The 26547-nt window shown below is 42.9% G+C and carries 27 protein-coding genes, 7 tRNA genes and 1 riboswitch; of the genes, 12 read left to right on the top strand and 22 right to left on the bottom strand.

Translation table 11 applies throughout. The features are described from left to right. Positions 1 to 2: 2 nt before the first annotated feature. Entirely contained in the window at positions 3 to 1247 is a 1245-nt protein-coding gene (locus NLX67_RS04150) for a dicarboxylate/amino acid:cation symporter (RefSeq protein WP_254310515.1), read from the bottom strand. Positions 1248 to 1549: 302 nt separating this feature from the next. On the opposite strand from NLX67_RS04150, the gene NLX67_RS04145 reads away from it, so the two are divergent. Together NLX67_RS04145 and NLX67_RS04140 are read left to right on the top strand one after the other, a co-directional pair. Continuing rightward, positions 1550 to 1969 carry an arsenate reductase/protein-tyrosine-phosphatase family protein gene (locus NLX67_RS04145; RefSeq protein WP_254310514.1) on the top strand — a complete coding sequence of 140 codons (420 nt, stop codon included), beginning with the start codon at positions 1550 to 1552 and terminating at the stop codon, positions 1967 to 1969. A gap of 99 nt (positions 1970 to 2068) precedes the next feature. Further along, positions 2069 to 2893: an EcsC family protein gene (locus tag NLX67_RS04140; protein WP_046180018.1), complete on the top strand. Its 825-nt coding sequence runs from the start codon at positions 2069 to 2071 to the stop codon at positions 2891 to 2893. On the opposite strand, the gene NLX67_RS04135 is transcribed toward NLX67_RS04140, so the two are convergent. From NLX67_RS04135 to NLX67_RS04125, 3 genes are all read right to left on the bottom strand, one after another. Then, on the bottom strand, positions 2890 to 3567 hold the full coding sequence (locus NLX67_RS04135; protein ID WP_254310513.1) for a TrkA C-terminal domain-containing protein: 678 nt from the start codon (positions 3565 to 3567) through the stop codon (positions 2890 to 2892). The genes NLX67_RS04140 and NLX67_RS04135 overlap by 4 nt on opposite strands. A gap of 51 nt (positions 3568 to 3618) precedes the next feature. After that, positions 3619 to 4932, bottom strand: coding sequence for a SpoVR family protein (locus NLX67_RS04130; RefSeq protein ID WP_254310512.1), 1314 nt, complete (start codon positions 4930 to 4932; stop codon positions 3619 to 3621). A gap of 133 nt (positions 4933 to 5065) precedes the next feature. Continuing rightward, positions 5066 to 6799, bottom strand: coding sequence for a phospho-sugar mutase (locus NLX67_RS04125; protein ID WP_375143348.1), 1734 nt, complete (start codon positions 6797 to 6799; stop codon positions 5066 to 5068). Between the two features lie 154 nt (positions 6800 to 6953). Here NLX67_RS04125 and NLX67_RS04120 point away from each other — a divergent pair, with 154 nt between their 5' ends. Together NLX67_RS04120 and NLX67_RS04115 are read left to right on the top strand one after the other, a co-directional pair. Next, on the top strand, positions 6954 to 7370 hold the full coding sequence (locus tag NLX67_RS04120) for a disulfide formation protein C (protein ID WP_046180014.1): 417 nt from the start codon (positions 6954 to 6956) through the stop codon (positions 7368 to 7370). Positions 7371 to 7374: 4 nt separating this feature from the next. Next, on the top strand, positions 7375 to 7851 hold the full coding sequence (locus NLX67_RS04115; protein ID WP_254310511.1) for a thioredoxin family protein: 477 nt from the start codon (positions 7375 to 7377) through the stop codon (positions 7849 to 7851). 36 nt (positions 7852 to 7887) lie between these two features. Here the strand turns inward: NLX67_RS04115 and NLX67_RS04110 are convergent, their stop codons facing one another. Beyond that, entirely contained in the window at positions 7888 to 8247 is a 360-nt protein-coding gene (locus tag NLX67_RS04110) for a DUF5365 family protein (protein WP_046180012.1), read from the bottom strand. 92 nt (positions 8248 to 8339) lie between these two features. Between NLX67_RS04110 and NLX67_RS04105 the strand changes: the two genes are divergently transcribed. The 5 genes from NLX67_RS04105 (at position 8340) to NLX67_RS04085 (ending at position 13123) form a co-directional block, all read left to right on the top strand. After that, on the top strand, positions 8340 to 9248 hold the full coding sequence (locus NLX67_RS04105; protein WP_254310510.1) for an RluA family pseudouridine synthase: 909 nt from the start codon (positions 8340 to 8342) through the stop codon (positions 9246 to 9248). Between the two features lie 45 nt (positions 9249 to 9293). Then, positions 9294 to 9914, top strand: coding sequence for a DUF47 domain-containing protein (locus NLX67_RS04100; RefSeq protein ID WP_254310509.1), 621 nt, complete (start codon positions 9294 to 9296; stop codon positions 9912 to 9914). A gap of 13 nt (positions 9915 to 9927) precedes the next feature. Further along, complete coding sequence (locus NLX67_RS04095) at positions 9928 to 10926, top strand: inorganic phosphate transporter (RefSeq protein WP_046180009.1); 999 nt, start codon at positions 9928 to 9930, stop codon at positions 10924 to 10926. A 164-nt stretch (positions 10927 to 11090) separates the two neighbouring features. Further along, on the top strand, positions 11091 to 11702 hold the full coding sequence (locus NLX67_RS04090) for a nitroreductase family protein (protein WP_254310508.1): 612 nt from the start codon (positions 11091 to 11093) through the stop codon (positions 11700 to 11702). A 119-nt stretch (positions 11703 to 11821) separates the two neighbouring features. Then, on the top strand, positions 11822 to 13123 hold the full coding sequence (locus NLX67_RS04085) for an NCS2 family permease (protein ID WP_254310507.1): 1302 nt from the start codon (positions 11822 to 11824) through the stop codon (positions 13121 to 13123). Between the two features lie 38 nt (positions 13124 to 13161). Here NLX67_RS04085 and NLX67_RS04080 read toward each other — a convergent pair whose 3' ends face one another. After that, on the bottom strand, positions 13162 to 13740 hold the full coding sequence (locus tag NLX67_RS04080; protein WP_309143111.1) for an NAD(P)H-dependent oxidoreductase: 579 nt from the start codon (positions 13738 to 13740) through the stop codon (positions 13162 to 13164). A gap of 88 nt (positions 13741 to 13828) precedes the next feature. Continuing rightward, on the bottom strand, positions 13829 to 14962 hold the full coding sequence (yhbH, locus tag NLX67_RS04075) for a sporulation protein YhbH (protein ID WP_046180005.1): 1134 nt from the start codon (positions 14960 to 14962) through the stop codon (positions 13829 to 13831). Positions 14963 to 15035: 73 nt separating this feature from the next. On the opposite strand from yhbH, the gene NLX67_RS04070 reads away from it, so the two are divergent. Next, complete coding sequence (locus NLX67_RS04070; RefSeq protein WP_172645570.1) at positions 15036 to 15209, top strand: hypothetical protein; 174 nt, start codon at positions 15036 to 15038, stop codon at positions 15207 to 15209. A gap of 169 nt (positions 15210 to 15378) precedes the next feature. Here NLX67_RS04070 and NLX67_RS04065 read toward each other — a convergent pair whose 3' ends face one another. The 5 genes from NLX67_RS04065 to NLX67_RS04045 form a co-directional block, all read right to left on the bottom strand. Beyond that, positions 15379 to 17262 (bottom strand): PrkA family serine protein kinase, encoded by a 1884-nt coding sequence (locus NLX67_RS04065; protein ID WP_254310505.1) that lies wholly within the window; start codon positions 17260 to 17262, stop codon positions 15379 to 15381. Positions 17263 to 17554: 292 nt separating this feature from the next. Beyond that, positions 17555 to 18025 (bottom strand): tRNA (uridine(34)/cytosine(34)/5-carboxymethylaminomethyluridine(34)-2'-O)-methyltransferase TrmL, encoded by a 471-nt coding sequence (trmL, locus tag NLX67_RS04060; RefSeq protein WP_254310504.1) that lies wholly within the window; start codon positions 18023 to 18025, stop codon positions 17555 to 17557. A 27-nt stretch (positions 18026 to 18052) separates the two neighbouring features. Beyond that, positions 18053 to 19189 (bottom strand): tRNA epoxyqueuosine(34) reductase QueG, encoded by a 1137-nt coding sequence (gene queG / locus NLX67_RS04055; RefSeq protein ID WP_046180002.1) that lies wholly within the window; start codon positions 19187 to 19189, stop codon positions 18053 to 18055. Between the two features lie 98 nt (positions 19190 to 19287). Beyond that, entirely contained in the window at positions 19288 to 21021 is a 1734-nt protein-coding gene (gene thiC / locus NLX67_RS04050; RefSeq protein ID WP_254310503.1) for a phosphomethylpyrimidine synthase ThiC, read from the bottom strand. A gap of 115 nt (positions 21022 to 21136) precedes the next feature. Beyond that, a riboswitch (TPP riboswitch) is annotated at positions 21137 to 21250 on the bottom strand. Positions 21251 to 21436: 186 nt separating this feature from the next. After that, positions 21437 to 21601 (bottom strand): hypothetical protein, encoded by a 165-nt coding sequence (locus tag NLX67_RS04045; protein WP_254310502.1) that lies wholly within the window; start codon positions 21599 to 21601, stop codon positions 21437 to 21439. Between the two features lie 197 nt (positions 21602 to 21798). Between NLX67_RS04045 and NLX67_RS04040 the strand changes: the two genes are divergently transcribed. After that, positions 21799 to 22734: an SDR family oxidoreductase gene (locus tag NLX67_RS04040; RefSeq protein ID WP_375143351.1), complete on the top strand. Its 936-nt coding sequence runs from the start codon at positions 21799 to 21801 to the stop codon at positions 22732 to 22734. Between the two features lie 104 nt (positions 22735 to 22838). Here NLX67_RS04040 and NLX67_RS04035 read toward each other — a convergent pair whose 3' ends face one another. Together NLX67_RS04035 and NLX67_RS04030 are read right to left on the bottom strand one after the other, a co-directional pair. Continuing rightward, positions 22839 to 23561: a metallophosphoesterase family protein gene (locus NLX67_RS04035; protein ID WP_254310501.1), complete on the bottom strand. Its 723-nt coding sequence runs from the start codon at positions 23559 to 23561 to the stop codon at positions 22839 to 22841. 106 nt (positions 23562 to 23667) lie between these two features. Continuing rightward, complete coding sequence (locus tag NLX67_RS04030) at positions 23668 to 23892, bottom strand: DUF2188 domain-containing protein (RefSeq protein ID WP_254310500.1); 225 nt, start codon at positions 23890 to 23892, stop codon at positions 23668 to 23670. A gap of 96 nt (positions 23893 to 23988) precedes the next feature. Here NLX67_RS04030 and NLX67_RS04025 point away from each other — a divergent pair, with 96 nt between their 5' ends. Then, positions 23989 to 24834 (top strand): STAS domain-containing protein, encoded by an 846-nt coding sequence (locus tag NLX67_RS04025; protein ID WP_254310499.1) that lies wholly within the window; start codon positions 23989 to 23991, stop codon positions 24832 to 24834. A 50-nt stretch (positions 24835 to 24884) separates the two neighbouring features. Here the strand turns inward: NLX67_RS04025 and NLX67_RS04020 are convergent, their stop codons facing one another. From NLX67_RS04020 to NLX67_RS03985, 8 genes are all read right to left on the bottom strand, one after another. Further along, entirely contained in the window at positions 24885 to 25757 is an 873-nt protein-coding gene (locus tag NLX67_RS04020; RefSeq protein ID WP_254310498.1) for a hypothetical protein, read from the bottom strand. 188 nt (positions 25758 to 25945) lie between these two features. Further along, a tRNA-Leu gene (locus NLX67_RS04015) sits at positions 25946 to 26029 on the bottom strand. 9 nt (positions 26030 to 26038) lie between these two features. Further along, positions 26039 to 26112 (bottom strand) — tRNA-Cys (locus NLX67_RS04010). Positions 26113 to 26123: 11 nt separating this feature from the next. Next, positions 26124 to 26198: transfer RNA gene (locus NLX67_RS04005), tRNA-Gly, on the bottom strand. A gap of 4 nt (positions 26199 to 26202) precedes the next feature. Beyond that, positions 26203 to 26277: transfer RNA gene (locus NLX67_RS04000), tRNA-Gln, on the bottom strand. Positions 26278 to 26289: 12 nt separating this feature from the next. Beyond that, a tRNA-His gene (locus tag NLX67_RS03995) sits at positions 26290 to 26365 on the bottom strand. Between the two features lie 19 nt (positions 26366 to 26384). Further along, a tRNA-Trp gene (locus NLX67_RS03990) sits at positions 26385 to 26458 on the bottom strand. A gap of 5 nt (positions 26459 to 26463) precedes the next feature. Continuing rightward, positions 26464 to 26547: transfer RNA gene (locus NLX67_RS03985), tRNA-Tyr, on the bottom strand.

Here is a 26547-nt window from a genome sequence, read left to right as displayed (position 1 = left end):
TATTACACTTCCGCGCGCTGCTGCTTAATTGTTTTGTTTTTTTCCGATTCGCCTACATACAATGCACATGCGGCATCGCCTGTAATATTAACGGCTGTACGCGTCATATCAAGCAGGCGGTCAATCCCAATAATTAAACCAATTCCCTCGACTGGAAGACCTACGCTGCCGAGTACCATGGCGAGCATGATAAGACCAACGCCTGGCACGCCTGCTGTTCCAATGCTGGCAAGAACCGCGGTTAAGACAACTGTGGCCAGTTCAACCATTGTCAGATCAATTCCATATGCCTGTGCGATAAACATTGTTGCCACACCTTGCATAATAGCAGTGCCGTCCATATTGATCGTGGCGCCAAGCGGCTGAACAAACGAGCTGATTGGCTTTGGTACTTTCAAGTCTCTCTGTGCTACTTCCATTGAAACAGGAAGAGTTGCATTACTGCTTGATGTACTGAATGCTACACCCATCGCCGGCGCAAACGTTTTGAAGAACCAAATCGGACTCTTTTTCGCCAAAAAAGCAACGGTTCCACCGTACGTCACAACGCTATGAATAAAGAGGGCCGCTAATACAACTAACATGTAAGAGCCCATTGCCAGAATTGCGTCCCATCCCTGCGTACCGATCGCCGTTGCAATCAATCCAAACGTTCCATATGGCGCAAATTTCATAACAAGACCGACTAGATACATCATAATCTCATTTCCCTGCTCAACTAAACTGAAAATTCCTTTTGTTTTTTCGCCAAGCGCAGTCAATGCCAATCCAATAAAAACAGCAAATATAATTAGCTGAAGCATATTCCCTTCCGCCATCGCATTAATCGGATTTTTCGGAATAATATTCATTAATGTTTCACTGACAGGCGGCGCTTCTTCAGCAGAAAATTCAGCACCCGCCGTATCAAATTCCCCTGCTGATCCTGGCTGAATACTCGCTGCAAGAGCCAAACCGATAACGATAGCAATACACGTAGTAATCAAAAAGTATCCGACTGTTTTTACACCAATCCGTCCGAGTTTTTGCGGATCGCCAAGCCCGGCTGAACCAAGAACGATCGAAAAGAAAACGAGCGGTACAACAAGCATGCTGATCAAGCTTAAAAAGATTTGCCCGACCGGTACAAATAAATAGGTGTTTAATACGTCAAAAACATTTGGTGCTGTTAAGTTTAAGATGAGACCGACAATCGCCCCGAGAATGAGCGCTGCGATAATTTTAGTCGTTAAATTCACTTTTTTCATTCATTTTCCCCCTTCTACTATATAACAATAATAAACACATACCGTTTATCGTAATAGATTACACTAAAAATAACAAATTAATTTTTTTTAATCCAAAGTACCACTCTTTCGAAAAAGATAAACACAAATATTTCTTTTCATGTTAAGTTGAGGCACGTAATTTTATCTAAGCACAAAAAATGGGTACTTAAGACTAGTATACAGCCTTTATTATTACTTATAAGTAACAATTGAACAGGGCTTAATGTTATAAAAATGGGGTATAAAAGAATATAACCGCTACATCAAAGGGGTCAGCAGTCATGAAAAATAAAACAATTTTATTCCTGTCACCGTTTAATCATTTGAGCATGATGGCAGAAGGGTGGGCGGCACGACTGAATGAGCCGTCCTGGAAAGTTGTAAGCGCTGCTTGTATGAATGCAGACTATGACGCCCTTCCTGTCGAAGCGATGAAAGAAGTAAATATTGACATCGAGAGCAAAACACCGTATTCGCTAAAGCCTCAGCTTATGAAAGAGGCAGACATTGTCGTTGCCATCTATGATTTTCAGCGTGATAGTTTACCAGTGTTTCTTGATGAGTCGAGACGAAAGGTAGTGTGCTGGAATGTACCAAACCCCGTACACTGCGATCAATTAACCGATCGCTGGGCGGCTTACCAGGAAGTGTGCGATGAACTCGCGGTAAAAATGCAGGAGCTTAAAAAACAACTTATATAACTTTCCGCCTTTGCCCATTTAATAGCTGAGGCGGCTTTTTTTGAAACTAAATCATGATAACATTCGTATGATCAATTTAGAGAGGCAGGGATCAACAAAATGGAAACAAAAGAAACTCTTATGGAACATCTGCAAAAAATTGAACAATGGGAAAACGATCAAAAAGGATTATGGATATGGGACCGCGCCGCACGACTTCCTTTCGCTATCCTGGATAAAATGACTCCCTCTTTTATTCAAAGAAAAATCGGCTCATTGCTAGATGAACTTGGATATTATCTCCAAAGCGGCGGCAAATATTTAACGAAGCAGAGCAGCATTTTAAAAAAGTTAGAACGACATGCCGAAACGCCTGTTCATACAATTGATGATGTGAAAAAGCTGCCTCTTTCCGCTATGGATCAGACGGCTTTATCTATTCAAAAATCGCATGCAGGCGCCGCAACTGTTCAAGGAGCGACAACCGGTATCGGCGGTATATTTACATTGGCCGCTGATATTCCGGCTACGCTTGCCCTCTCCCTTAAAACGCTGCAAGAAATTGCTGTCGCTTACGGTTACGATCCAAATGAACGGGAAGAGCGGGTTTTCGTCATTAAATGTCTTCAATTTTCTTCATCTGACATTGTTGGGAAACGGGCGATTTTAAAAGAAATCTCGGACTATGCCAACCGTGGCAACAGCAAAGAAATGATTTCACAAATGCAAGGCTGGCGTGAAGTCGTGCTTTCTTACAGAGAACAATACAGCTTAAAGAAAGTATTCCGTCTCATACCGGTTGTCGGCATTATTTTCGGAGCGATCTCTAACCGCTCGATGATTGAAGACTTGTCGGATACGGCGATGATGCTCTACAGAAAACGGCGCATTCTAGAAAGACTGGCTCAACAAACAAACGAAACCGAATCGGACATCCGCATTTAATGCGGATCGTCTGATTCGGTTTCGTTTGTGAGATCCTCGATCACTTGACGGTTTCCATACAAATAAAGCTTATCACCGGCTTGAATGGTTTCACTAGCCAGTTTTTTCCGTATATTCATTTCTCCACGCTTAATAAACAACAAATTCACATCCCAGCCTTCTTTAAACACATCTTTCACTTTTTTTCCATCCAGCCGGCTATTTTTTTCAATGACAACGTCTGTTACGACGTCATCTTCATCTAAAAAGAGTGCTTCTTTTATGGGAAGTTCCGAGATGTCGAGGTTTTTTTTCATCTCATATTCGAATCGATTCTGGAAGAGCTTTTTTGTCATTGGTGTTTTTCCAAGGATAAAAATGATAAGCAGCCCGGCACTGATCATAATAAGCTTGTTCAGCCGCAAATCGTCAGACAAAATATTAGTAATAGCTGAAATGATAACAGCCAATGAAAAAGCACCGAATAAAATAAGAAACATACTGATGCGGCGCCGAATTGGATGATCAATGATAAGCTGTGATTCATCGGTCGTAAACCCTGTTCCTGTCAGCATCGAAATTGCCTGATAGCGGGCTACTTCTTTTTCAAGACCTGTTAGTGTAAATGCAATGACCGATATTTCAATAACAAGCACGATAATTAGGAAATAGAGAAGGATAAAAATCGAACCCATGTCCAGCCTTCTTTCTTAGACAACGTTTTCCCCTTATCCTTCCCATGGCCGTTATGTTGTAAACATGCTGCCATATTTTCTTTTCAGCCCGTCTGCACCTTGCGTAAAAACCGTTATTCGACCGTCTATAACCGTGGTCAGGTGCACCGGTTTCCCCCAAAGCATATAAAGATGCGGAATCGTCTGCTCCAAATAACTAATATCTAATTCCTTTCCTTCATATGTGTGCAAAATATGCAAATCTTCTTTTCCATCCGTCACATAAAGCGATGGGAAGCCCCCATTCACTTTTGATGAAACTAGCTGATTCCGCACTGTCTCCCACTCTTTGTCTGTAATTGTCCAATGGGCGCCTTTTTTCTCAAACAGATAAAGATCTTCCTGCTCCACAAACTCCTTCGTAATATAGTTGCGCAGAAACGAAAGATCTGTTTCCGTTGCACGAATATCAAAGAGGATGTCCCGGCTGCCATGCTGCTTTTCAATGTACTCGTACAGCTTTACACCGACGTAATACGGATTTATTCCCATTTTAGACGGCTGCACAACATCTGCGTTCAGACGAGCATAATCAATCGCTTCCGACTCCGTTAAAGCTAGTTCTCTCATAATGCGCATATGCCAATAAGACGCCCAGCCTTCATTCATGATTTTTGTTTCCATTTGCGGCCAAAAATAAAGCATTTCCTGCCGGATAATCATGATAATTTCACGCTGCCAGTCGTTTAAAACCGGACTGTTTTGGGCAATAAACGCCAGCAAATCTTTTTCATGGATTGTTTCCACTTTTTTCTCGGACGGTTTCTCTTTTTCTAACAGGTCATCGTATTCATATCGATAAAGTGGTGGATCTTCTGTTTGGTGCAGACCGATATGTGCATGCGGATCTACATGCTCCTCAATCGATAAAACTGCATCCAGGAACGTCTCGACTTGTTCAATTCCATGCTCGTCTGTCAACTGGCTAATTCGTTCTGCAGCGGATGCCATCGATTTCTCCATTTGATTATTTGTTTTTTGAAAATGAACGTTGTTTTTAAAAAAGTCAGAATGCGCTAAAACGTGCGCTACAATAAGCTTATTTTGAACGAGCGAATTTGTATTTAACAAAAAAGCCTGGCATGGATTCGTATTCATGACCAGTTCGTATATTTTGCTGAGCCCCATTTCATAATGAAGCTTCATTTTATAAAATCGTTTTCCGAATCGCCAATGAGAAAAACGGGCAGGCATTCCGTAAGCGCCAAATGTATAAATAATATCCGCCGGGCAAATCTCATAGCGCATCGTATAAAAGTCAAGTCCAAACTCAGTGGCGATGTCTGTAATTTCATCGATTGCATATTGAAGATCATCATGCTTCATCCGAATCCCCCCTGATCCATTGTATGCGGGGGAAAAGCAAACATGAAAAAGAGAGACAGAATGGAATCTGTCTCTCTTTAGGCCTGCACGATGCAGGTACAAAGGCGTTCGCGGTGCAGTTAGCCTTTGATCCTTATTTAAGCATCTCCCGCACACGGGACATGAAGTCTTCTTGAACAAAAGCAAGCTTTTCAGTCACCGCCCCAAACGAGTCGGCTTTGACACCGAAATAAAATTTCACTTTGGGCTCGGTTCCCGATGGACGGGCGCATACCCACGTCCCGTCTTCAAGGAAGTATTTTAGTACATTCGAAGACGGCAGCTCAATCGTTTCTTTCGTATTTTTCGCAATCACTGTCCGTTCACCCGTTTGATAATCTTCTACCGATTCAACAGCGATGCCGGCAATCGAAGCAGGTACCTGTGCCCGGAAGGAAGAAAGAAGCCCCGCAATTTGTTCCGCTCCATCTTTTCCTTTCAGTGTCAGTGACTGAAGTCCTTCTTTGTAATAGCCTACACGTTCATATAAATCCATCAATGCGTCATGTAGTGTTTTTCCTCGCTGTTTGTAATACGCACAGGCTTCAACAGCCATCAAAGCCGCCTGTACCGCATCTTTATCCCGGGCAAAATCGCCGATCAAATAACCGTAGCTTTCTTCGTAGCCAAATAAAAATTTGTACTCTCCTGATTCGTTGTACTGTTCAATTTTTTCCCCGATAAATTTAAAACCGGTTAATACATCTTCGCACGAAACGCCATACTGCGCTGCAGCAGCGCGTCCGAGCTCTGATGTAACAATCGTTTTAAAAATACGGCCATTTTGGGGCAGCGTGCCTTTTTCTTTTTTGCGGGATAGAATATAATCAACCAGCACAGCACCCGTTTCATTTCCGGTTAATAACACATACCCACCGTTTCCGTCTTTCACTGCAACACCGAGACGGTCCGCATCCGGATCTGTCGCAATTAAAATATCCGCATCAACGTTTTGTCCATCACGGATCGCTAGTTCAAAAGCTGCTTTTTCTTCCGGATTTGGCGATTTCACCGTAGAGAAATCTGCATCCGGCTGCTCCTGCTCTGCCACAACGGTAACATGTTTATAGCCAAGGGCTTCAAGCGCCTGCCGAACCGGTTTATTTCCTGTACCGTGCAATGGGGAGAAGACAATTTTCACATCTGATTCTTTTGATGCTTCTGGCCATTCAGAAATAGTAACGAGCTTGTCTACATAGGCTTCGTCCATCTCTTTTCCAATCATTTGAATCAAGCCTTTTTCTTTTAAAACCGTTTCGTCCTCAACCTTAATTTGAAGTTCATCTCCTGCCGCGTACACATGATCAATCACCCTGTCCGCCGCTTCAGGTGCAAGCTGGGCGCCATCAGGTCCATATACTTTATACCCATTATATTCAGGTGGGTTATGGCTTGCTGTGATAACGATCCCGGCAAAAGCGTTTAATTCACGCACCGCAAAAGAAAGCTCGGGCGTCGGGCGAAGTTCATCAAATACATAGGTTTGAATACCAGCAGACGCAAGTGTTTTCGCACTTTCAATCGCAAATTCAGGTGATTTATGGCGGGAGTCATAGGCAATTGCTACCCCGCGTTTTTTTGCTTCTTCGCCTTGTTCCATTATATAGGCAGCGAGTCCTGCAGACGCTTTTCGAATGGTATACACATTCATCCGGTTTGTGCCGGCGCCAATTTCACCGCGCATTCCACCCGTACCAAATTCAAGATTTTTGTAAAAAGCATCTTCCAAACTTTTTTCGTCCTCTTCAATTGAAACGAGCAGCTTATTCATTTCCACATCTAATCCCGAGTCGTTCTTCCATCTTGTGTATTCATCTTTCCAGGCCACAGGCAATCCCTCCAAACTATTATTTCCTATATCATACCACCTGTTCCACCTTTTTTACAGCTTAATACATGGCACAGAATGTTTTACTTTTCTCCTATATTCAGACTATAATGCTAATGTTCAGCATTTATTTTGATTATAGGCGGGATTTAATGTGCTAAAAAAAGAAAACTTGCTCTTTACCGCATGGGCTGCATCACTTACAGCAATGCTCGGCAGCCTTTACTTTTCAGAAATTGTCGGCTATGAGCCATGCGAACTTTGCTGGTATCAGCGCATTCTCATGTATCCACTCGTATTAATTCTTGGTATTGCCGTCGTAAGAAAAGATTTAAGAGCAGCCATTTATTCGCTGGTGATGTCTGCAATCGGCGGTCTTATCTCGCTCTATCATTATGGCATTCAAAAAATTGATTTTTTAACGGATGCCGCTCCTGCATGCGGCCGCGTACCGTGTACCGGAATGTATATTAACTGGCTTGGGTTCATTACGATCCCATTTCTTGCGTTGACTGCTTTCGCCATTATTTTCATTGCCAGCTTGATGATTTTAAAAAGAAAAGGAGACTAATCAATTGAAAAAAGTAATTATTTTTGCAGTCGTAATGTTCGTTGTTTTTGGTGCGATTGCCTTCATTACACAATATCAGAAAGAAGAATCGTCAGAAGGAAATCCATATGGCAAGGACGATCTTCGTACGGAAACAGTAAAACAGCTTGACGATCCAAACTATCAAAATATTGTTCTTCCTGATGACCTTCAGAAAAAATTGGAAGACGGTGAAAATGCAGTGGTTTATTTTTACAGTCCGACGTGCCCGCACTGTCAGGAAACAACACCGGTCCTAATGCCAATTGCAGATGACGAAAATGTCGAAGTGCTGCAATACAACCTGCTTGAGTTTGAGCAAGGCTGGACAGAATACAAAATCGAATATACGCCTACACTTGTTTATTTTGAAAACGGCGTTGAAAAAGACCGTCTTGTCGGCAGCCAGCCGGAAACGGAATGGACGGCCTTTCTTGGCCAGACAAAAGAAGAACAGCAATAAAAAAATGGCCTTCCACATAAACGGGAGGCCATTTTTTTATTTAGAAAAGTTCGCTGGTTTGTGTTCGACAAAAAACGACAAGGGAAACGGAAAAGCAATTTGATAGCTTTGCAGTGTATGGATGCTTTCAGTAAACAACGCTTCATAACTATATGAAATCGATGATGTTTCTAAAATGGAAATAATCGTATTAAGTGCCGTGATGACACGTGAGGCATCCTGAAGAGATTCTACATATTCAAGTGTTTTATCATCCAGAGAAAAAAGCTTCTCCGCTTCAAACATTTCGACAAGATCCGATTGAATATAGCGCGGAAATACCTGCCTCGACAAATAAGAACATAATGTTTTTATTTTTTCTTCTTGTTCAATTGTTGAAGACATAAGCATGGACATGATTTACAGCCACCTTTATTTGCAGTCTTCCACAAGAATACCATACAATTCATGCAGAGAGAATAATTATTTGTCAGAAAAGGATGATTTCAATGAACACAATTCGACAAGGAACGATGTATACGATTCAGATCGATCATGCTTGGATGGGCTTAACCATCGAAGACCTTTTTTGGGCAAAATGGGCGCTTCCAAAAAAAATGATCCATGCATGGCGAATGGAGAAAGCAGTTCTCCTGAATGGACAGCCTGCTGACTGGCGCCGGCCAATGGATAAACATGAGCGCTTGTCTATCCCCTTTTTCCGACCTGGTCCATTTGGTGCCGATCCCGTTTATCCGCCTCCAGCTATTTTATACGAAGATGATCATCTCATTGTTGCGGATAAGCCATCCGGCATGAAAACACACCCGAATGAGCCGAATGAAAACGATACGCTTCTGAATGGTGTCTGCTACCATGTTTCACTCACCGGGGAAACGCTGCCTGTGCGTCACGTGCATCGACTGGATGAAGGAACAAGCGGTGCTGTTTTATTTGCCAAACACGAAGCGGCTTATGCCGTGTTGTCCCGCCTGCTTGAACAAAAAGAAATTTTCCGGACGTATTATGCTGTTGTGGATGGAGAAGTAAAAAAAAGAAACGGCATCATTACAAAGCCAATTGGAAAAGATCGTCATCACCCGTCCAGGCGGCGAATATCATCAAATGGACAGACGGCGGTCACCCACTTTAAACAAGTAGCTGTGCAAGATGGAAAGTCGCTGCTCGAATGCCGGCTTGAAACGGGCCGCACCCATCAAATTCGCGTTCATCTGGCTTCGATTAACCATCCGATCACCGGTGATATGCTGTATGGGGGCAGCCGAACATTTTCAAGCCCGATACTCCATGCAGCCAAATTAACAATTCCTCACCCTTTTGTAAATGATTGCGTAACCGTTACGTCTCCAGTTCCCGATTCAATAAAAAAGCTTTTTCAAACGATATTTTTCGAGTAGAATGGGAAAGTTAGCATTACATTTATATATTTTTAGGGGGCCTTTATGGTGTTCAAACAGAAAAAAGATAAATTTTCAATTTTGCTGGAGTCTATTGCTTTGAATTTAAAAGAAGGAGCTTATTATTTCGCTGAGTATAAGTTGAAAAACGCAGGTGATTTAAAAATCTTTTCAGATGAAATGAAACAATTCGAAACGAAAGGCGACGAATTCGTTCATGAAATCATTAAAGAGTTAAATCATACATTTATTACGCCAATTGAGCGGGAAGATATTTTATCGCTTGCGATGAGCATGGATGATGTATTAGATGGCCTTGAATCGACAGCCGCGATGTTTGAAATGTATTCGGTTATTGGAGCGGATGAGTACATGTTGAAATTTGTCGACGCCATTCGGGCATGTGCCGATGAGATTGTTATTGCCATTGATCTTCTTTCTGTAAAGAAACTACCGGCAATCCGGACGCACGCTATTAAGATCAAAGAACTTGAAACTGTCTGTGATGGAGTGCTTCGTCAATCTATTAAACATATTTTCACGATTGAGAAAGATCCGATCCGTCTTATCAAAATAAAAGAAATTTATGAAAACCTTGAAGATATTGCTGATTTCTGCCAAGACGTCGCGAACACACTCGAAACTATTATTATGAAAAACGCATAAGGGGTCTTGACTGTTGGATACATTATTTCTCATTACCATTTTGATTGTCATTTTTGCGCTTGCCTTCGATTTTATAAACGGGTTTCATGATACAGCCAACGCCATTGCGACTGCTGTATCAACAAAAGCGCTTACACCACGGCGCGCCATTATACTCGCCGCTTTTATGAATTTTCTTGGGGCAATGACGTTTACAGGCGTTGCCAAAACAATTACAAAAGACATCGTTGATCCATTTATGCTTGAAAATGGCTCTGTCGTTATTTTAGCGGCACTTATTGCGGCTATTTTTTGGAATTTACTTACATGGTATTACGGTATTCCCAGCAGTTCTTCGCATGCGATCATCGGGTCTATTGCCGGTGCCGCCATTGCAGCAGCAGGTTTTCAAGCACTTAACTATAATGGTTTTTTCAAAATTCTTCAGGCGCTCATTGTGTCTCCATTATTGGCTTTTGCAATCGGTTTTATTGTGTACAGCATTTTCAAGGTCGTTTTTAAAAATAATAACTTGGCAAAAACCAATCGGAACTTCCGTACTTTCCAAATTTTCACCGCGGCTTTGCAGTCCTATACACACGGTACAAATGACGCACAAAAAGCGATGGGTATTATCACATTGGCGCTTATTGCGGGCAATCAGCAGCAAACCACTGAGATTCAGCCTTGGGTACAGATTTCCTGTGCGCTTGCAATGGGACTCGGCACCTCAGTCGGCGGATGGAAAATTATTAAAACCGTCGGCGGAAAAATTATGAAAATACGCCCAGTGAATGGTGTTGCGGCAGATCTTTCATCTACGATGATTATTTTTACAGCTACACTGATTCACCTGCCTGTCAGTACGACACACGTCATCTCATCTTCTATTCTCGGCGTTGGAACATCCCATCGCGTCAAAGGTGTAAAATGGGATACTGCCCAGCGGATGCTGGTAACGTGGGTGATTACACTGCCTGTTTCCGCTACAATCGCAGCAATCTGTTACTATACATTAAATATCTTTTTTTAAGCTGAATCCACACGGATTCAGCTTTTTTTGTCGAGAAAGCTGATTTCTTGACGAATAAACGAATATTGATTAAAGTGAGAAACGATAGTGATTACGAAAAGTAATTAATGAACGATTTTTCCCAATTATGTCATGGGAAATGAAAGTTTAGGAGGATTTGTTTTATGTCTGATTTTTTTGATGTGGCTTTAAGCCGCCGTTCGGTCAAAGTATACGATCCGAACGCTCACATATCGCAAGAAGAATTAACGGAACTGCTCGAAATGGCCGGACGCGCGCCATCTGCCTGGAATTTGCAGCAATGGCACTTCCTTGTTTTTCATGGGAAAGAAGTCCAGAAAAAATTGCTGCCAATCGCGTATAATCAGCAGCAAATTGCCGACGCTTCAGCTGTTATTTGCATATTAGGGGATTTAGAAGCGAATTTAAACATTGACCCTGTTTTTGATCCGCAGGTGGAAACGAACGAAATCACACCGGAATTGAAAGGAATTTTAGCCGGACAGATTAATGGCGCCTACAAACGGGCTGAATATCCACGTGATGGAGCTATTTTAAACTCATCGCTCGCAGCGATGCAATTTATGCTCGCGGCACGTGCGAAAGGGTATGATACTTGCCCAATCGGCGGCTTTAACGCTTCCGGTTTAGCTGACGAATTTAACGTGTCAAAACGCTATTTGCCAACGATGCTCATTACGATCGGTAAAAAGCTTCAAGACGGCCGTCCAACTGACCGTCTCCCAATTGAAACGTTAGTCACGTATGCAAAATAAGCTTTAAAAAGCCGCTTCGTAATCGAGGCGGCTTTTTGAATTGCCCCTTGCATCACTTGCCGAAAACGTCTAGTATTAATTTTGGATTTTTAATGATTGTTTTGTGGGGGAATGGAAGAATGTTCAAACTAACTGAACACGGAACGACCGTCAAAACGGAACTGCTTGCCGGCTTGACAACGTTTTTAACGATGGTGTACATCGTGGTGGTCAATCCGCTTATTTTACAAGATGCCGGCGTACCATTCGAACAAGTCTTTACAGCGACCATTATCGCTGCAGTTGTGGGCACACTTTGGATGGGCTTATTCGCCAACTATCCGATCGCGATTGCGCCCGGAATGGGAATGAATGCGTACTTTGCGTACTCTGTTGTCGGCTCACATGGCGGCATCACGTATGAAACGGCGTTTGCGGCTGTTTTTATTTCCGGAATTTTATTTGTTCTTTTATCGCTGACACCGCTCCGTGAAAAATTGATTGAAGCAATACCCACGAATTTAAAGCACGGCATTTCTGCCGGTATCGGCTTGTTTATCGCATTCATCGGACTTCGGCTAACCGGTATTATTGCTGCGGATGAAAACAACCTCGTCAAGCTCGGCGACTTGCACAGTCCGTCCGCGCTGCTTGCTTTGTTCGGCCTTGCCATCACGATTATTTTAATGGTTCGCGGTGTAAACGGCGCTCTGTTTATCGGGATGATTACTACCGGTCTTGTCGCCTTTTTCACTGGCCAGCTTTCATTTAATGACGGGTTAATCGGTGCTCCCTCTATGCCGGAAGGATTAATTGCCTTTAATCCGATTTCTGCATTTGGCGATGTCGTTGGGCACGGACTATATGCGGTTGTATTTTCATTTTTGCTTGTCACCATTTTTGACACGACCGGCACGATGATCGGCGTAGCCCAGCAAGCCGGTTTAATGAAAGGCAATACAATGCCACGGGCGCGTCAGGCGCTTCTTGCTGACTCCGTTGCAACGTCTGTCGGCGCCATGACAGGCACAAGCCCGACGAGTGCATACATTGAATCGTCGACTGGCGTTGCTGCCGGCGGACGAACAGGCTTAACGGCTGTGACCGTTGCTGTTTTATTTATTCTTGCTGCTTTCTTTGGCCCGCTTGTCTCTGCTGTCTCGGGAATTTCTGCGATTACGGCACCCGCACTCATTATTGTCGGCTGCCTCATGATGGAAAGCGTCGCAAAAATTAACTGGAATGAGCTTGATGAAGCCTTCCCGGCTTTTTTGATTATTTTAAGCATGCCGCTGACCTCAAGCATTGCAACCGGTATTGCGCTCGGATTCGTATCTTACCCGCTTGTGAAAATGGCACGCGGCCGCTATAAGGAAGTCCATCCGCTCGTGTACATTTTTGCGGTCTTATTCTTTTATCAGCTTGCCTTTTTACCCCATTAAAAAATCCGCCCTGGTCATCGGGGCGGATTTTTTCTCTTTTATAGATGAGACAATGCTTTCGCAATCGATACGGTGCGTTTTGCCTGGTGCTTAACAGCTGCTTCTACGTTTTCTTTCATGCCGTTTTCTCCAACCGTTACGCTCGTGCCATATGGATTGCCTCCTGCTTCGAATAAAACAGGATCGGTGTAACCAGGCGCTGCAATGATCGCTCCCCAATGATACATTGTTGTATACAGCTGCAAAATCGTCTGTTCCTGCCCGCCGTGCGGATTTTGGGCAGATGACATGGCGCTGACCGCTTTATTGGCTAACTTCCCTTTTGCCCAAAGACTGCCTGTCGTATCAATAAATTGCTTGAATTGTCCAGGCACATTTCCAAACCGTGATGGGACGCTGAAAATGATCGCGTCTGCCCATTCCAAATCATCAAGCGTGACCTCTGGGATGCTTTTTGCTTCTTCTACATGAGCTTTCCACGCAGGATTTCCTTCAACCACCGATGACGGGGCTGTTTCCGGTATTTTTAATACTTTTACATCCGCTCCCGCTTCTTCACCGGCTTCTTTCGCCCAGTTCGCAAGTTTTAAATTCGTTCCGGTCATGCTGTAATAAATATGGCTAACTTAGCCATGTTTTGTTCCCCTCTCATACGTTATTTACTCTTTACTCAGTTTGCCCGCTAAAGAAAGGAACAAAACATGTTTATTCATCCCGATGAAAAAAATAAGACAGCGCCGGATAAACATCTTCTCTCTTCCGGATCACATACGATTTAAACAATGGATTTTCCACTTTTCGAAAAGCGGACATAAGCGGTGTCGTCCGGTTGTACTGGTTTACTTCCCCGTAGCCGAACATACGGCAGTGCGGCAGTACTTTTTCAAGAAGCGCCACACATTGCAGGTTGTCCGACGCAAGATTATCCCCATCAGAAAAATGAAATGGATAAATATTATAACGATTCGGCGAATATTTTTTTTCCATTAATTCCAGAACAAGCCGATAAGCAGAAGAGCAAATGGTCCCACCGCTTTCTCCTTTTGTAAAAAAATCATTTTCTTCCATGAGTAATGCTTCTGTGTGATGCGCAATAAAAACGATATCTACAGTCGCGTATTTTTTTCGTAAAAACCGGGTCATCCAGAAAAAAAAGCTGCGGGCAATATATTTCTCGAACGGTCCCATGCTGCCGCTCGTATCCATCATGGCAAAAATAACTGCTTTAGACTGTGGCGTTTTTTCATCTGTAAAGGCACGAAAACGTCGGTCTTCGGGACGAACAGGAAAAAAGGATGTTTCTCCTCCGAGTGAATTTCGTTTAAAAGCTGCTAATAATGTTTTCTTTTTATCGATGCGTGCGGTCACTCCTGTTTTGCGAATGTCGTTAATCTTCCAATCAGTTATGATGGATTCTGCTTTTTCTTTTTCTGCTAAATTCGGAAGCGACAGATCAGAAAAAAGTGCGTCTTCAATTTCTGCCATGCTCACTTCCGCTTCATAAAAGTCTTCTCCGCGCTGATTGCCGGCTTTTTTGCCCTGTCCTGCTGTACTTTTATCATCACCGGCACGAGCGATTGCGTCACCAACTTCTCCTTTTCCTTGCCCCGTATGTGCCGACTTTTCATCCGAGTATCGGATTTTATACTCTTGCAACGATCGGATCGGCAGCTTTACAGTCCGCTTCCCATCCGACATAATAATTTGTTCTTCCGTCACCATATCCGCCAAATTTTTTTTGATCGCTTCTTTTACTTTTTGGCGATGCCGCTCCTGGTCATCAAACCCTTTCCGGTGCAGCGACCAGTCTTCTTCAGATAAATGATAAAACGGCTTCATTCCCTTTCCTCCCCCAGTTTGATTTTGCTAAGACAGGGTATACTATTAAGAAACGAACGAGAGGTGACTAATCATGAATTTCAAAAAGCGCGAAGTAGAGCCTGTCAATTCTATGGTCACTAGCTTTGAAGACATGGAAATCCTTGGCCGCCAAATGGAACGCCAGCGAACAAACGAAGAACTAGAGCAGCACGATCGTCAGCCTGACCCTGTACAATATGATAAATCAACGGATGGAAAGCAATAACCCGGCTGCCTGCAACCGGGTTTTTCTAAATGATAAGAAGTGTTGTCCAGTTCCAGAAACCATCGGCTTGAGTCATAAGCCAAGCCCTGCTGAAGGAGGCAAAAGCCGCCTCCGCCAGTGCTCATCTTATGCTGGTCGCCAATAAGCAGGTGCCTTACACTTTCCTTATTTATCGATTTAAAAGTCCACCGACATAACGGAGCAGTTCATTGGCAGAAACTGAGTTATAGCCGCACTCGTCGATAAGCCGGGCCATTACTTCATTCATTTTTTTCATCTGCTGTTCATCCGGTGTAACAGACGACGTTGTAATTTTCACGACATCTTTTAAATCGGAAAACAGCTTTTTTTGAATAGCATCCCGCAGCCGGTCATGCTCTCGGTAATCGAATTTTCTCCCTTTTCTAGCATAAGCGGAAATCCGAATGAGCATTTCTTCACGGAATGCTTTTTTGGCGTTTTCGGATACGCCGATTTGTTCTTCAATTGAACGCATGAGACGCTCGTCCGGGCTAATTTCTTCCCCCGTCAGCGGATCATTTAATTTCATTTTATTGCAATACGCTTCTACGTTGTCTAAATAATTATCCATAAGCGCTCGAGCAGATTCTTCATATGCATATACAAACGCTTTTTGCACTTCTTTTTTTGCTGTTTCATCATATTGCTTCCGCGCTTCGGAAATAAACTGCAAATATTTCGTCCGCATTTCTTTTGAAATGGATGGATGTGAATCCAGTCCGTCTTTTAATGCCCGAAGCACATCAAGCGCATTAATCGAATTCGTGCCTTTTTTAATGATGGCAGCAGAAATCCGGTTCATCACGTAGCGCGGATCAATCCCGTCCATTCCTTCATCTGGAAATTCTTTTTTCAGTTCAGAAGCATCAAGACTGGTTAACCCTTCTACAACTGCTCCGTCATAAAGCTTCATTTTCATAACGAGGTCGACATTTGCCCGGCTTGATTCTTTTAAGCGCGTTAAAATGGTGAACATGGCAGCTGTCCGAAACGTATGCGGCGCAAAATGAATCGTCGCCGCCTCGCTTTCATGGATCATTTTTTCATAAATTTTTTCTTCTTCGGTTACTTTTAAGTTGTATGGAACCGGCATGACGATCATCCGTGAATGAAGGGCTTCATTTTTTTTATCGGCAATAAATGAACGGTATTCTGTTTCATTCGTGTGCGCAATAATCATTTCATCGGCTGAAATAAGTGCAAACCGGCCGGCTTTAAAATTCCCCTCCTGGGTAAGTGATAAAAGGTGCCATAAAAACTTCTCATCGCATTTCAGCATTTCCTGAAATTCCATCAAGCCGCGGTTGGCAATATTCAGCTCACCATCAAATCGGTAGGCACGCGGGTCTGACTCAGAACCGAATTCCGCAATGGTTGAAAAGTCGATGCTGCCGGTTAAATCGGCAATGTCCTGAGATTTCGGATCAGACGGGCTGAACGTACCGATTCCTCTCCGTCGGTCTTCCGAGAAGAAAATGCGTTCAACTGGCACGTCTTCAATTCGACCGTCAAATTCATGCTCAATCCGGTACGCATTTAATGGCGACAGTGATCCTTCAATGCGAATGCCGTACTCTGCGAAAAAATCATCCCGCAGTTCACGAGGGATTAAATGAAGCGGATCTTCCGCCATTTGGCAGTTTTTAATCGCGTAAACTGAACCGGCGTCTGTTCGTGTATACTGCTCAAGTCCGCGCTTTAACATCGAGACAATCGTTGATTTCCCACCCCCGACCGGTCCCATCAGCAGTAAAATCCGTTTCCGTACGTCCAGCTTTTTTGCAGCCGGATGAAAATACTCTTCAACAAGTCGTTTAATCGGTTCTTCAAGGCCGAAAAGCTCGCGGCTGAAAAAGTCATAATGGCCATCTGTCACGCCGAATGAGCGGATCATATTGTATATACGCGCATGTGCTGGCATCGCAATGTGCGGCTTCTCTTTCACAAGCTCTAAATACTCCCGGAATGTTCCTTCCCAGCGCAGCTTGTCTTCTTCGGCACGGCATGTTTGAATTTTATCGAGTATCGTCATAAATGGCTCCCTCCGCTCCGCACTCTAATGGGCGTATTTATCGGATTTTATGCGCGGACGAACACATTTATGAGAAAAAGAAGCGTTCACATTCGATATCGTTTCCGTTATAATAAATGAAGATTGATACGTCCACGTTAAAGGAAGGAGCTTATTTTCATGAGACTTTTAGGCATTCTTTTTGTCTGTGTCGCTTTTTTAACAGCGATTTTCGCAGCAGGCTACGATGACAAACCAGGCACAAAGTGATGAATATAAAAAAGCTGTACCGAAAAATTTCGGTACAGCTTTTTTAATGAAGCCCAGGAAAACCTTGCTGGCGAAGTGCTTCGTATACAAGAATAGCCGCTGTATTGGATAAATTAAGCGACCGGACATGATCGTTCATTGGAATGCGCAGGCAGCGGTCAATATTAGCCTGAATTAACTCTTTCGGCAATCCCGTCGTTTCTTTTCCAAACATAAAATAATGATCCTGTTCTGTATCACTGTAATCAAATTTCGCATGATCCTGCGTACCGAACTTTGATAAATAATACATGTTGCCATTGTTTTTCTCAAAAAAATCATCAAGTGAATCGTAATACGTAATATCGACGAACTCCCAATAATCAAGTCCCGCACGTTTGAGCATTTTATCATCTGTTGAAAATCCGAGCGGCCGGATTAAATGAAGCGGAACACCCGTCGCCGCGCATGTTCGCGCGATATTTCCTGTGTTTGCCGGAATTTCCGGCTGGTATAACACTACATGAACAGCCACAAACTTTCACTCCTTTTCAAAACATCATTATAGCACGGAACGAAGCGACTTCAGTGCTTTTTTCACCTCTTCAATCACTGCTTCTTCTTTTTCCTTCAGCAGTGCTTCATTTAATTGCGATTCCGCTTGCCCACCGCCGATTTGACCGATTGCATACGCCGCGGTTCCTCTTATAACCGGACGCGGGTCTTCACGCAGGACATCCGCAAGAATTGGCAGAGAAGATGCTTCTTTAAAGTGTGCCAATGCAATGATCGCGTTTCGCTGAATCGGCTTTTTGCCCCGCCAAGAACCTGACATCCGGCCGAATCGTTCTTTAAATTCTTTATTGCTCATCGACAGCAGCGGCTCAAGCAATGGTTTTACCTGCTCATTCTCCGGAATCATTTCTTCATGCCGCAGTGTGTGTTTTCCTTTATTTTCTGGGCAGACTGTCTGGCATGTATCACATCCATATAATCGGTTTCCAAGATGTTTACGGAACGGCTCCGGTAAAAAATCTTTCGTCTGCGTTAAATAAGCAATGCAGCGTTGTGAATTTAGCTGGCCGCCTTGAACAAGCGCACTTGTCGGACATGCGTCAATACATTTTGTACATGTTCCGCACTGGCTTTCCATTGGCGTATCCGGCTCAAATGGAACGTTAGTCAGCATTTCCCCCAAGTACACGTATGAGCCGAATTCAGGCGTAATAATAGCGCAGTTTTTTGCACTCCAGCCAATTCCTGCCCGTTCAGCGACGGCGCGATCCGACAGCTCTCCTGTGTCCACCATTGATTTAAATTGAACATCTGGCAGCTTTTCCTGTAAAAACTGTTCCAGCAACTGCAGCTTTTTTCGCAAAATGGTGTGATAATCTTCTCCCCACGAAGCACGGCAAAACAAGCCGCGCCGCTCGCCTTTTTTTCCTTTCGGCGCCTCTTCAAGTTTTGAAGGGTAGGCAAGCGCGATCGCAATAATCGAACGCGGCTGATCAAGTAAGAGAGCGAGGTTCGTCCGCTTATCAATATCTTTTTCTTCAAAGCCAGACGCATAGCCCAACTCCTGTTGCTGGATCAACTTTTGTTTTAACTCAAGAAATGGATCGGCCGCAGCGAATCCGATTTTATCAATGCCAATGTCTTTGCTGTAGTCAATCAGTTCCTGCTTTAACTGCCGGTACATGCCTTCTCCTCCACTCCATAGAAAACAGGCAAACGGGAATCCCGTCTGCCTGTTTGTTTTCCTTATTATTTCATATAAAACGGATAAAGTCGAGTCGATCAGCTGTAAATTCGACTTCCGGTTTCTGTAAATTCTTTTGACTTTTCTTTCATTCCTTCTTCGGCTGCCTGCTTGCGTAAGTCATGAGAAATGCGCATCGAGCAAAACTTCGGTCCGCACATCGAGCAGAAATGAGCGGTTTTCGCCCCTTCTGCCGGCAATGTTTCGTCATGATATTCACGTGCCCGATCTGGATCAAGCGATAAATTAAACTGGTCATGCCATCTGAACTCAAACCGCGCTTTTGATAATGCGTCATCCCTCTTTTGTGAGCCTGGATGTCCCTTAGCCAAGTCAGCTGCGTGCGCAGCGATCTTATACGCAATAACGCCTTCCCGGACATCATTTTTATCCGGCAGACCGAGATGCTCTTTCGGTGTGACATAACAAAGCATCGCCGTTCCATGCATCGCAATCAATGCAGCACCAATGGCAGACGTAATATGGTCATAGCCAGGGGCAATATCCGTTGTCAGCGGTCCAAGCGTATAAAATGGTGCGCCTTGGCATATATCGATTTCTTTATCAATGTTTTCTTTAATTTTATGAAGCGGTACATGTCCCGGTCCTTCAATCATCACCTGCACATCATGTTTCCAGGCGATCTTCGTCAGCTCACCAAGTGTCGCAAGCTCCGCAAACTGCGCTTCATCATTCGCATCGGCGATTGATCCCGGACGAAGACCATCCCCCAGCGAGACCGAAATGTCATATGCTTTTAATATTTCACAAATTTCTTCAAAATGTGTATAAAGGAAGTTTTCTTCATGGTGTGCGAGGCACCATTGGGCTAAAATAGAACCGCCGCGCGATACAATACCTGTCGTCCGTTTAATCGTCATCGGGATGTAGCGAAGGAGTACACCAGCATGAATTGTGAAATAATCGACTCCCTGCTCTGCCTGCTCAATGAGCGTGTCCCGATACACATCCCATGTTAAATCTTCCGCAATGCCTTTTACTTTTTCAAGCGCCTGATAAATCGGCACCGTCCCAACCGGCACCGGCGAATTGCGAATAATGAACTCACGCGTTGCATGAATGTTTTTCCCGGTCGATAAATCCATGATTGTATCCGCACCCCAATGCGTCGCCCACGTCATCTTTTCCACTTCTTCCTCAATCGATGAGCTGACAGCCGAGTTACCGATATTCGCATTTACTTTCACATGAAAATGGCTGCCAATGATCATTGGCTCATTTTCCGGATGATTAATATTGGCAGGTATAATTGCCCGTCCCGATGCTACTTCTGCGCGGACGACTTCCGGATCCATATTTTCACGAATAGAAATATATTCCATCTCCGGCGTGATGATGCCGTTTTTCGCATAATGCATTTGCGTCACGTTTTTGCCTGGCAGAGCTCGTCTTGGAACATGATTAAAATCAGCTTTAAACATCGTTGCTGTATCTTTCGCTCCATTATCTTCCGGCTTTACTTCGCGGCCAGTATACACTTCTGTATCATTTCGTTCTTCTACCCAGCGTTCTCTCGTCCGTGGCAGCCCTTTATGTACATCCGCAACAAAACCCGGCTCAGTATACGGACCGCTTGTATCATACACAGTAATTGGCTCGTTTTGAACAGCTCCCGCGTCTGTCATTGTATCACTCAATTCGATTTTCCGGAATGGAACACGTACATCTGTACGTTTTCCCTCTACATATACCTTCTCGCTTGCCGGAAATTGTGCCTGCAGATCAATTTTTTCACTTTCCAGTCGATTCATCTTTTTTCCTCCTTATGCCTGCTGAACCGATCTGGAGACCATACACTGGAAAAAAATAAAAACGGGTTCTTTTAATAAATAAAAGAACCCGTGAAATAGTGTAATCAACAGCTTAAAAGCTGTGCCCCTACTTCCCTACGCTGGTACTGGCCAGATCAGGTTCGAAGGGTTAAAGAGCCTTTGCGCGCTCTTCTCTCAGTCCGGCTAACGGACACCCCCAGCAGATATATATGAAACTGTTTAAACAGTAACATAGACAGAACATTGTGTAAAGTCATTTTTTTCTTAAAATACTAAACAGTTGTTAATTTTCTTGTTGATTTATATCGGTTTAGAATAAAAAGATACAAATGAAATGAGAAGAGTTCTTACATTAAAATCAAAAACGTTACTCACCGAATAAAAAAACATATGATCAAATAATTGGATAATTTCTTACATAACGCGGGTTGGTATAATAAGGCGGTCTCGGTCCTATTTTGGGCATTAGCCAGGAATCGGACATGTACACCATTCTCACTTTTTGGTTTGATTCGTTTTGCAGCAAAAGCTTTACTTCCTTATTAAATTCATAGTACATTTAACAGCCTCCTTTTATCTTTTTCTTTTTATCTTATTCATATCTCACAGAATGGAGCAAGTCCATTCCATCATGCATTTTTGAAAGAATACACCTTATTTTTCAATCCAACATACAGTACATAGAAAAGTAAATTCTGCAGGAGGTTTCCCATGAAGGAAAATCAACAGAGGGACAATTTAGAACAAATCCGGAAGATGCAGGAAATGTTTGAAGCAAGCAAAATAACGTATCCGTACCCCATGTACCCTAACTACGGAAAAATAACACGCTATGAAGAAATTCCAATGAATATGCCGGAACAGCGCCAGCTCTCTCATCCTGGCGTTGAAGGACTGATGGTTCCCCTGCCTATCATTGAAAACCCGAATTACTGTGGCAGTGGAAAGCTGGCAGGGAAGGTTGCACTTATTACAGGCGGTGACAGCGGTATTGGGGCTGCCGTAGCCATCGCTTTTGCAAAAGAAGGCGCTAACGTTGCCATTGCTTATCTGAATGAACATGAGGATGCCAACCGGACAAAGCGGAGAATTGAAGAGCTCGGGCAATGCTGTCTGCTTCTGCCCGGTGATTTAAAGGATAAACAGCAGTGTATTTCAATTGTTGAAAAAACGATCGAAACATTTGGCTGCCTCGATATTCTCTGTAATCATGTCGGGATCCAGTTTCAGCAATTAAGCTTGTTAGATATAACAGATGAACAATTCGATAATACATTTAAAGTAAATATTTATTCTCATTTTTATACAACAAGAGCCGCCCTTCCTTATTTAAAACCTGGAAGTTCTATTATCAATACATCTTCTGTTGTAACTTATGTGGGTGAGAAACAAATGATTGATTATACTGCCACCAAAGGGGCCAACGTTGGTTTTACACGTGCCTTGGCCAAGAATGTTGTTGACCAAGGCATCCGGGTAAATGCTGTGGCCCCTGGACGTATCTGGACTCCGCTCATTGCAGCAAGTTTTTCTTCCGATCAAGTAGCTGTATATGGGGCTTTTAATCCAATGCAGCGTGTAGCCCATCCATTTGAACTTGCGCCGACTTATGTTTATCTTGCTTCTGACGATTCACGCTTTGTTACTGGTCAGGTACTGCATGTTGACGGTGGTGAATCAACCCATTCATAATATTCAGCCTCCCTAAATGAAACAAAGAAAAAACACCTCCTCGTTCAATACTAGCTTGCTGCTAATATTCGACCAAGGAGGTGTTTTTATGCGTGCTTATACTATTACATTATACTGCCTTTTCGAATAACATTACACATCATTTCAGCATTCGGATAATTGAGGTCTTGATATTGATTGATTACTTTTTCACAATTGTATTCAACGCGTTCAATAGATGTGCTGACACGATTTCCTTCAATGTCAACAATTGCATAAGAAGATTTTTTCACTCCGTCAAACGGAAGCCCTACACTGCCAGTATTGATAACCATTTTGCCATTGATGTAGCGGATATATGGTTTATGTATGTGTGCATACACATACATTTCAGAATCAGTAGATGACATTAATTTTGTTTTAATGACTTCATCCGACTCACTTGGAAGAACAACCTCAAACAAACTATCAGGTGTTGCGTGAAAAACGTTAATTGCCAAGCCAGATGCATCAAAACGAAGATCGGTTGGCAATTGAGCCAAATAATCAAGGTCAGTCTTGGTTAATTGGGAAACAGTCCATTCTCTTTCCTTATTCATCATTTCAAGTGCCTGATTCGGAACCTCTCCTTCTTGAACTCCTCTTAACACCCATTCATCTGCATTTCCTTTAATAACGTCTGTTTTTAGTGCCTGTATAAGTTCCAATGATCGTTTTGGCTCCGGTCCGCGGTAGCAAAGATCGCCAAGCACATAAATCTTGTCAATGCGTTTTGTTTCAATATCTTTTAATACCGCTTCAAGAGCAACAGCATTGCCATGAACATCAGAAATAAAAGCGATTTTCATAAAATAAACTCCTTTTTAACCATATTTCTTTTATCGTATCATGACAATCAAAAGTCCACAAAAAAGCAGTGCAACAAATAGTGATCATGCACTGTTTTTTAGACAGCTATTTTTCTTTTGGCAGATAAAAGTCATTTCCATACCTGTCTTTAGCCCTGATTTTTCTGTCACGGCCATGAACCACCACTTCACTGCCTTGTTTTTTTGCTGTCTCTACGGCAGCGGCAGTCGCCTCGCTTTGAATGCTATGTTTTGAAGAAGCTCTGGAATGACCCGCTCCTTTCACTCGCCAGCTCCCATCCTTATGTTCAGAAACATGCTGATCTGTCAAAAGAAACACTCCTTCCCGTAAAATATAATTCTTTTTGGCAATAAAGAATTATATACTATGTCTAAAGGGATTTTTATGAGGGAGTAGGCATAGTGAATGAGAGATGAACTGCGTTATATAGGAAAAAAAATCGTTCAAAATGAGTTTGAACTCGCAAAAGAAGTAGATGATATTCAAGACAATGACTATAAGCATCGACTCGAAAGCTCTGGGTTTCCGGCATCTGAATTTACGGCATACAGGGCTGAACTACTGCGGTACTTTGGAGAAGCATTGTACATGAATTTTGAAGAAACCGTTGAGAAAGTTAATGCCTGGGGTGAAAAGGTTGCCAACAAAGCAATCTATTACAACATTTCATTAAGCGATTCTTTAATAGCGATATCTAATTATCGCACCGTTATTTGGAATGTTTTTACCGAAGAGCTGGAGCAAAGAAAATTCGCTGCTAAAACCATGCTGGATGTATCAAAAATAATCGATCCCTTATTTGATAAAGTGAGCCGTATTTTTGGTGAGGCCTATGAAAATAATAGTAAAAGGTTAATGGCGATTGCCTACACGGCACTTGAAGAGTTATCTGTTCCTGTAGTTCCAATAGCGACAGGAATAGCTGTCATCCCTCTTGTAGGAGCAATAGATACGCATCGGGCGCAGTTAATAATGGAAACAGCATTAAGAGAAGGTGCCCGGCTAAAGATCTCTCATTTTATCTTAGATATTTCAGGTGTCCTTATTATTGATACAATGGTCGCCAATCAAATTTTCCAAATCGTAAAGGCTTTAAAACTAATTGGCACACAGACCATCCTAACTGGAATACGTCCTGAAATTGCACAGACCATTGTCAGCCTGGGTTTAAACTTCAACGAGATCAAAACACATGCAAGCTTGAAACAAGCATTAAAAGAACTAGGTTTTAATCATAGAAAAAATTGTTAAAATAAAAAGCTCACCTAATAAGTGAGCTTTTTTGGTTTGCATGACTGCTTTTATTCGGCATTATTTCTTTCCAACTTTTCTTTCATTTGTGAAACTGGAATATTTGTTTTCTCTTTTTGCTCCCCAGCCTCTAATTCCTCTAATTCTACTCTTGTTTGAGGAAAGCCATTTGCCTGCCAGTCATCTCTATACTGAGCATCTAATGCAGTTAGCCCTTTATATGCTTCTTCTCTTTTAGCATCAACACTTTCAATATTATCCTTTTTTAATTCTGTTGATTCATCAGCAATAAATTCCTTATTTCCCACCGTTTTGCTCACGATCATCTCATTTGAATCATTTGATTCTTGTTTTTTCTCACCCGTCACTTTCAGCTTAGAGCCAATTCCGCTTTTAATGCCTTCCACTACTTTATGAGTTCCAGCTTTAATTCCGCTTTCTACTTTTTGCATCGTTGTAGAAGCTGTTTGCTGGTTATTGCCCGTTTCCTGCTTTTGTTGATAAGCATTCAAAGCTAAAACAATTCCAGTTGTAAGTAACGCTGTGGAACCGACTACTACACCCATTGTCATTTCTTTTTCTTGAATGGTCGAATTCATTTTATCCAGCATTTCTTTTTCCTTTTCCATCATTTTTTGCTGCGTTTCAATCCCGGTTTTTACCCCTTCGATTGTTTTATTAATTCCGCTTTTTATTATCTCTTCTTCTGTTTCAATTCCACTTCTAATGAAGTCCGTTGTTTTTTCAGTTCCTGTTTTCACTCCATTTTTTATTCCTTTTTTCATTTCCTGCATTGCGCTAAACTCTCGATTTTGTCTTTCGAGCATTAATTTTCTACGTTGATACCCTTTTGATACTTTTACTGCACCTGCAGACGCTAAAGCCGAAGATCCAACTATAATACCCATTGTAGATGTTTTCATAAATATCCCTCCAATAATAATGGTTAATAAGGCTATTACCAAAAATAAGACTTGCTAAACGATATCTTTTATATTCAATACTATTTATCTATAATTTTCATTATTTTCAGTAAGAAGGCCAGCAAATAGTAAAATAAAAAAACCCTTCAACAAAATGTTGAAGGGTTTTCCTCTATTGAGAAACTGGATACCGGCGGCCGGGGTCGAACCGGCACTCCCGTGAAGGAACTGGATTTTGAGTCCAGCGCGTCTGCCAATTCCGCCACGCCGGCAAAAAATAATGGAGGCGGCAACCGGAATCGAACCGGTGGTAAAGGTTTTGCAGACCTTGGCCTTACCGCTTGGCTATGCCGCCTTAATTGAATATGGAGCGGAAGACGGGATTCGAACCCGCGACCCCCACCTTGGCAAGGTGATGTTCTACCACTGAACTACTTCCGCAAAATGGCTGGGCTAGAAGGATTCGAACCTTCGCGTGACGGAGTCAAAGTCCGTTGCCTTACCGCTTGGCTATAGCCCAATTTTGTAAAGATGGGGCGATCGAGGGGAATTGAACCCCCGAATGTCGGAGTCACAATCCGATGCGTTAACCCCTTCGCCACGACCGCCATCATAAAATTATTCGATTGGCAGGGGCAGTAGGAATCGAACCCACACCGGAGGTTTTGGAGACCTCAGTTCTACCTTTAAACTATGCCCCTATAAATGGTGGAGGGGGGCAGATTCGAACTGCCGAACCCGAAGGAGCGGATTTACAGTCCGCCGCGTTTAGCCACTTCGCTACCCCTCC

The organism is Domibacillus sp. A3M-37, assembly GCF_024213455.1.
GTDB lineage: Bacteria > Bacillota > Bacilli > Bacillales > Domibacillaceae > Domibacillus > Domibacillus tundrae.
Note: the sequence above shows the minus strand (reverse complement) of the source record. Positions and strands in the feature narration are given on the sequence as shown.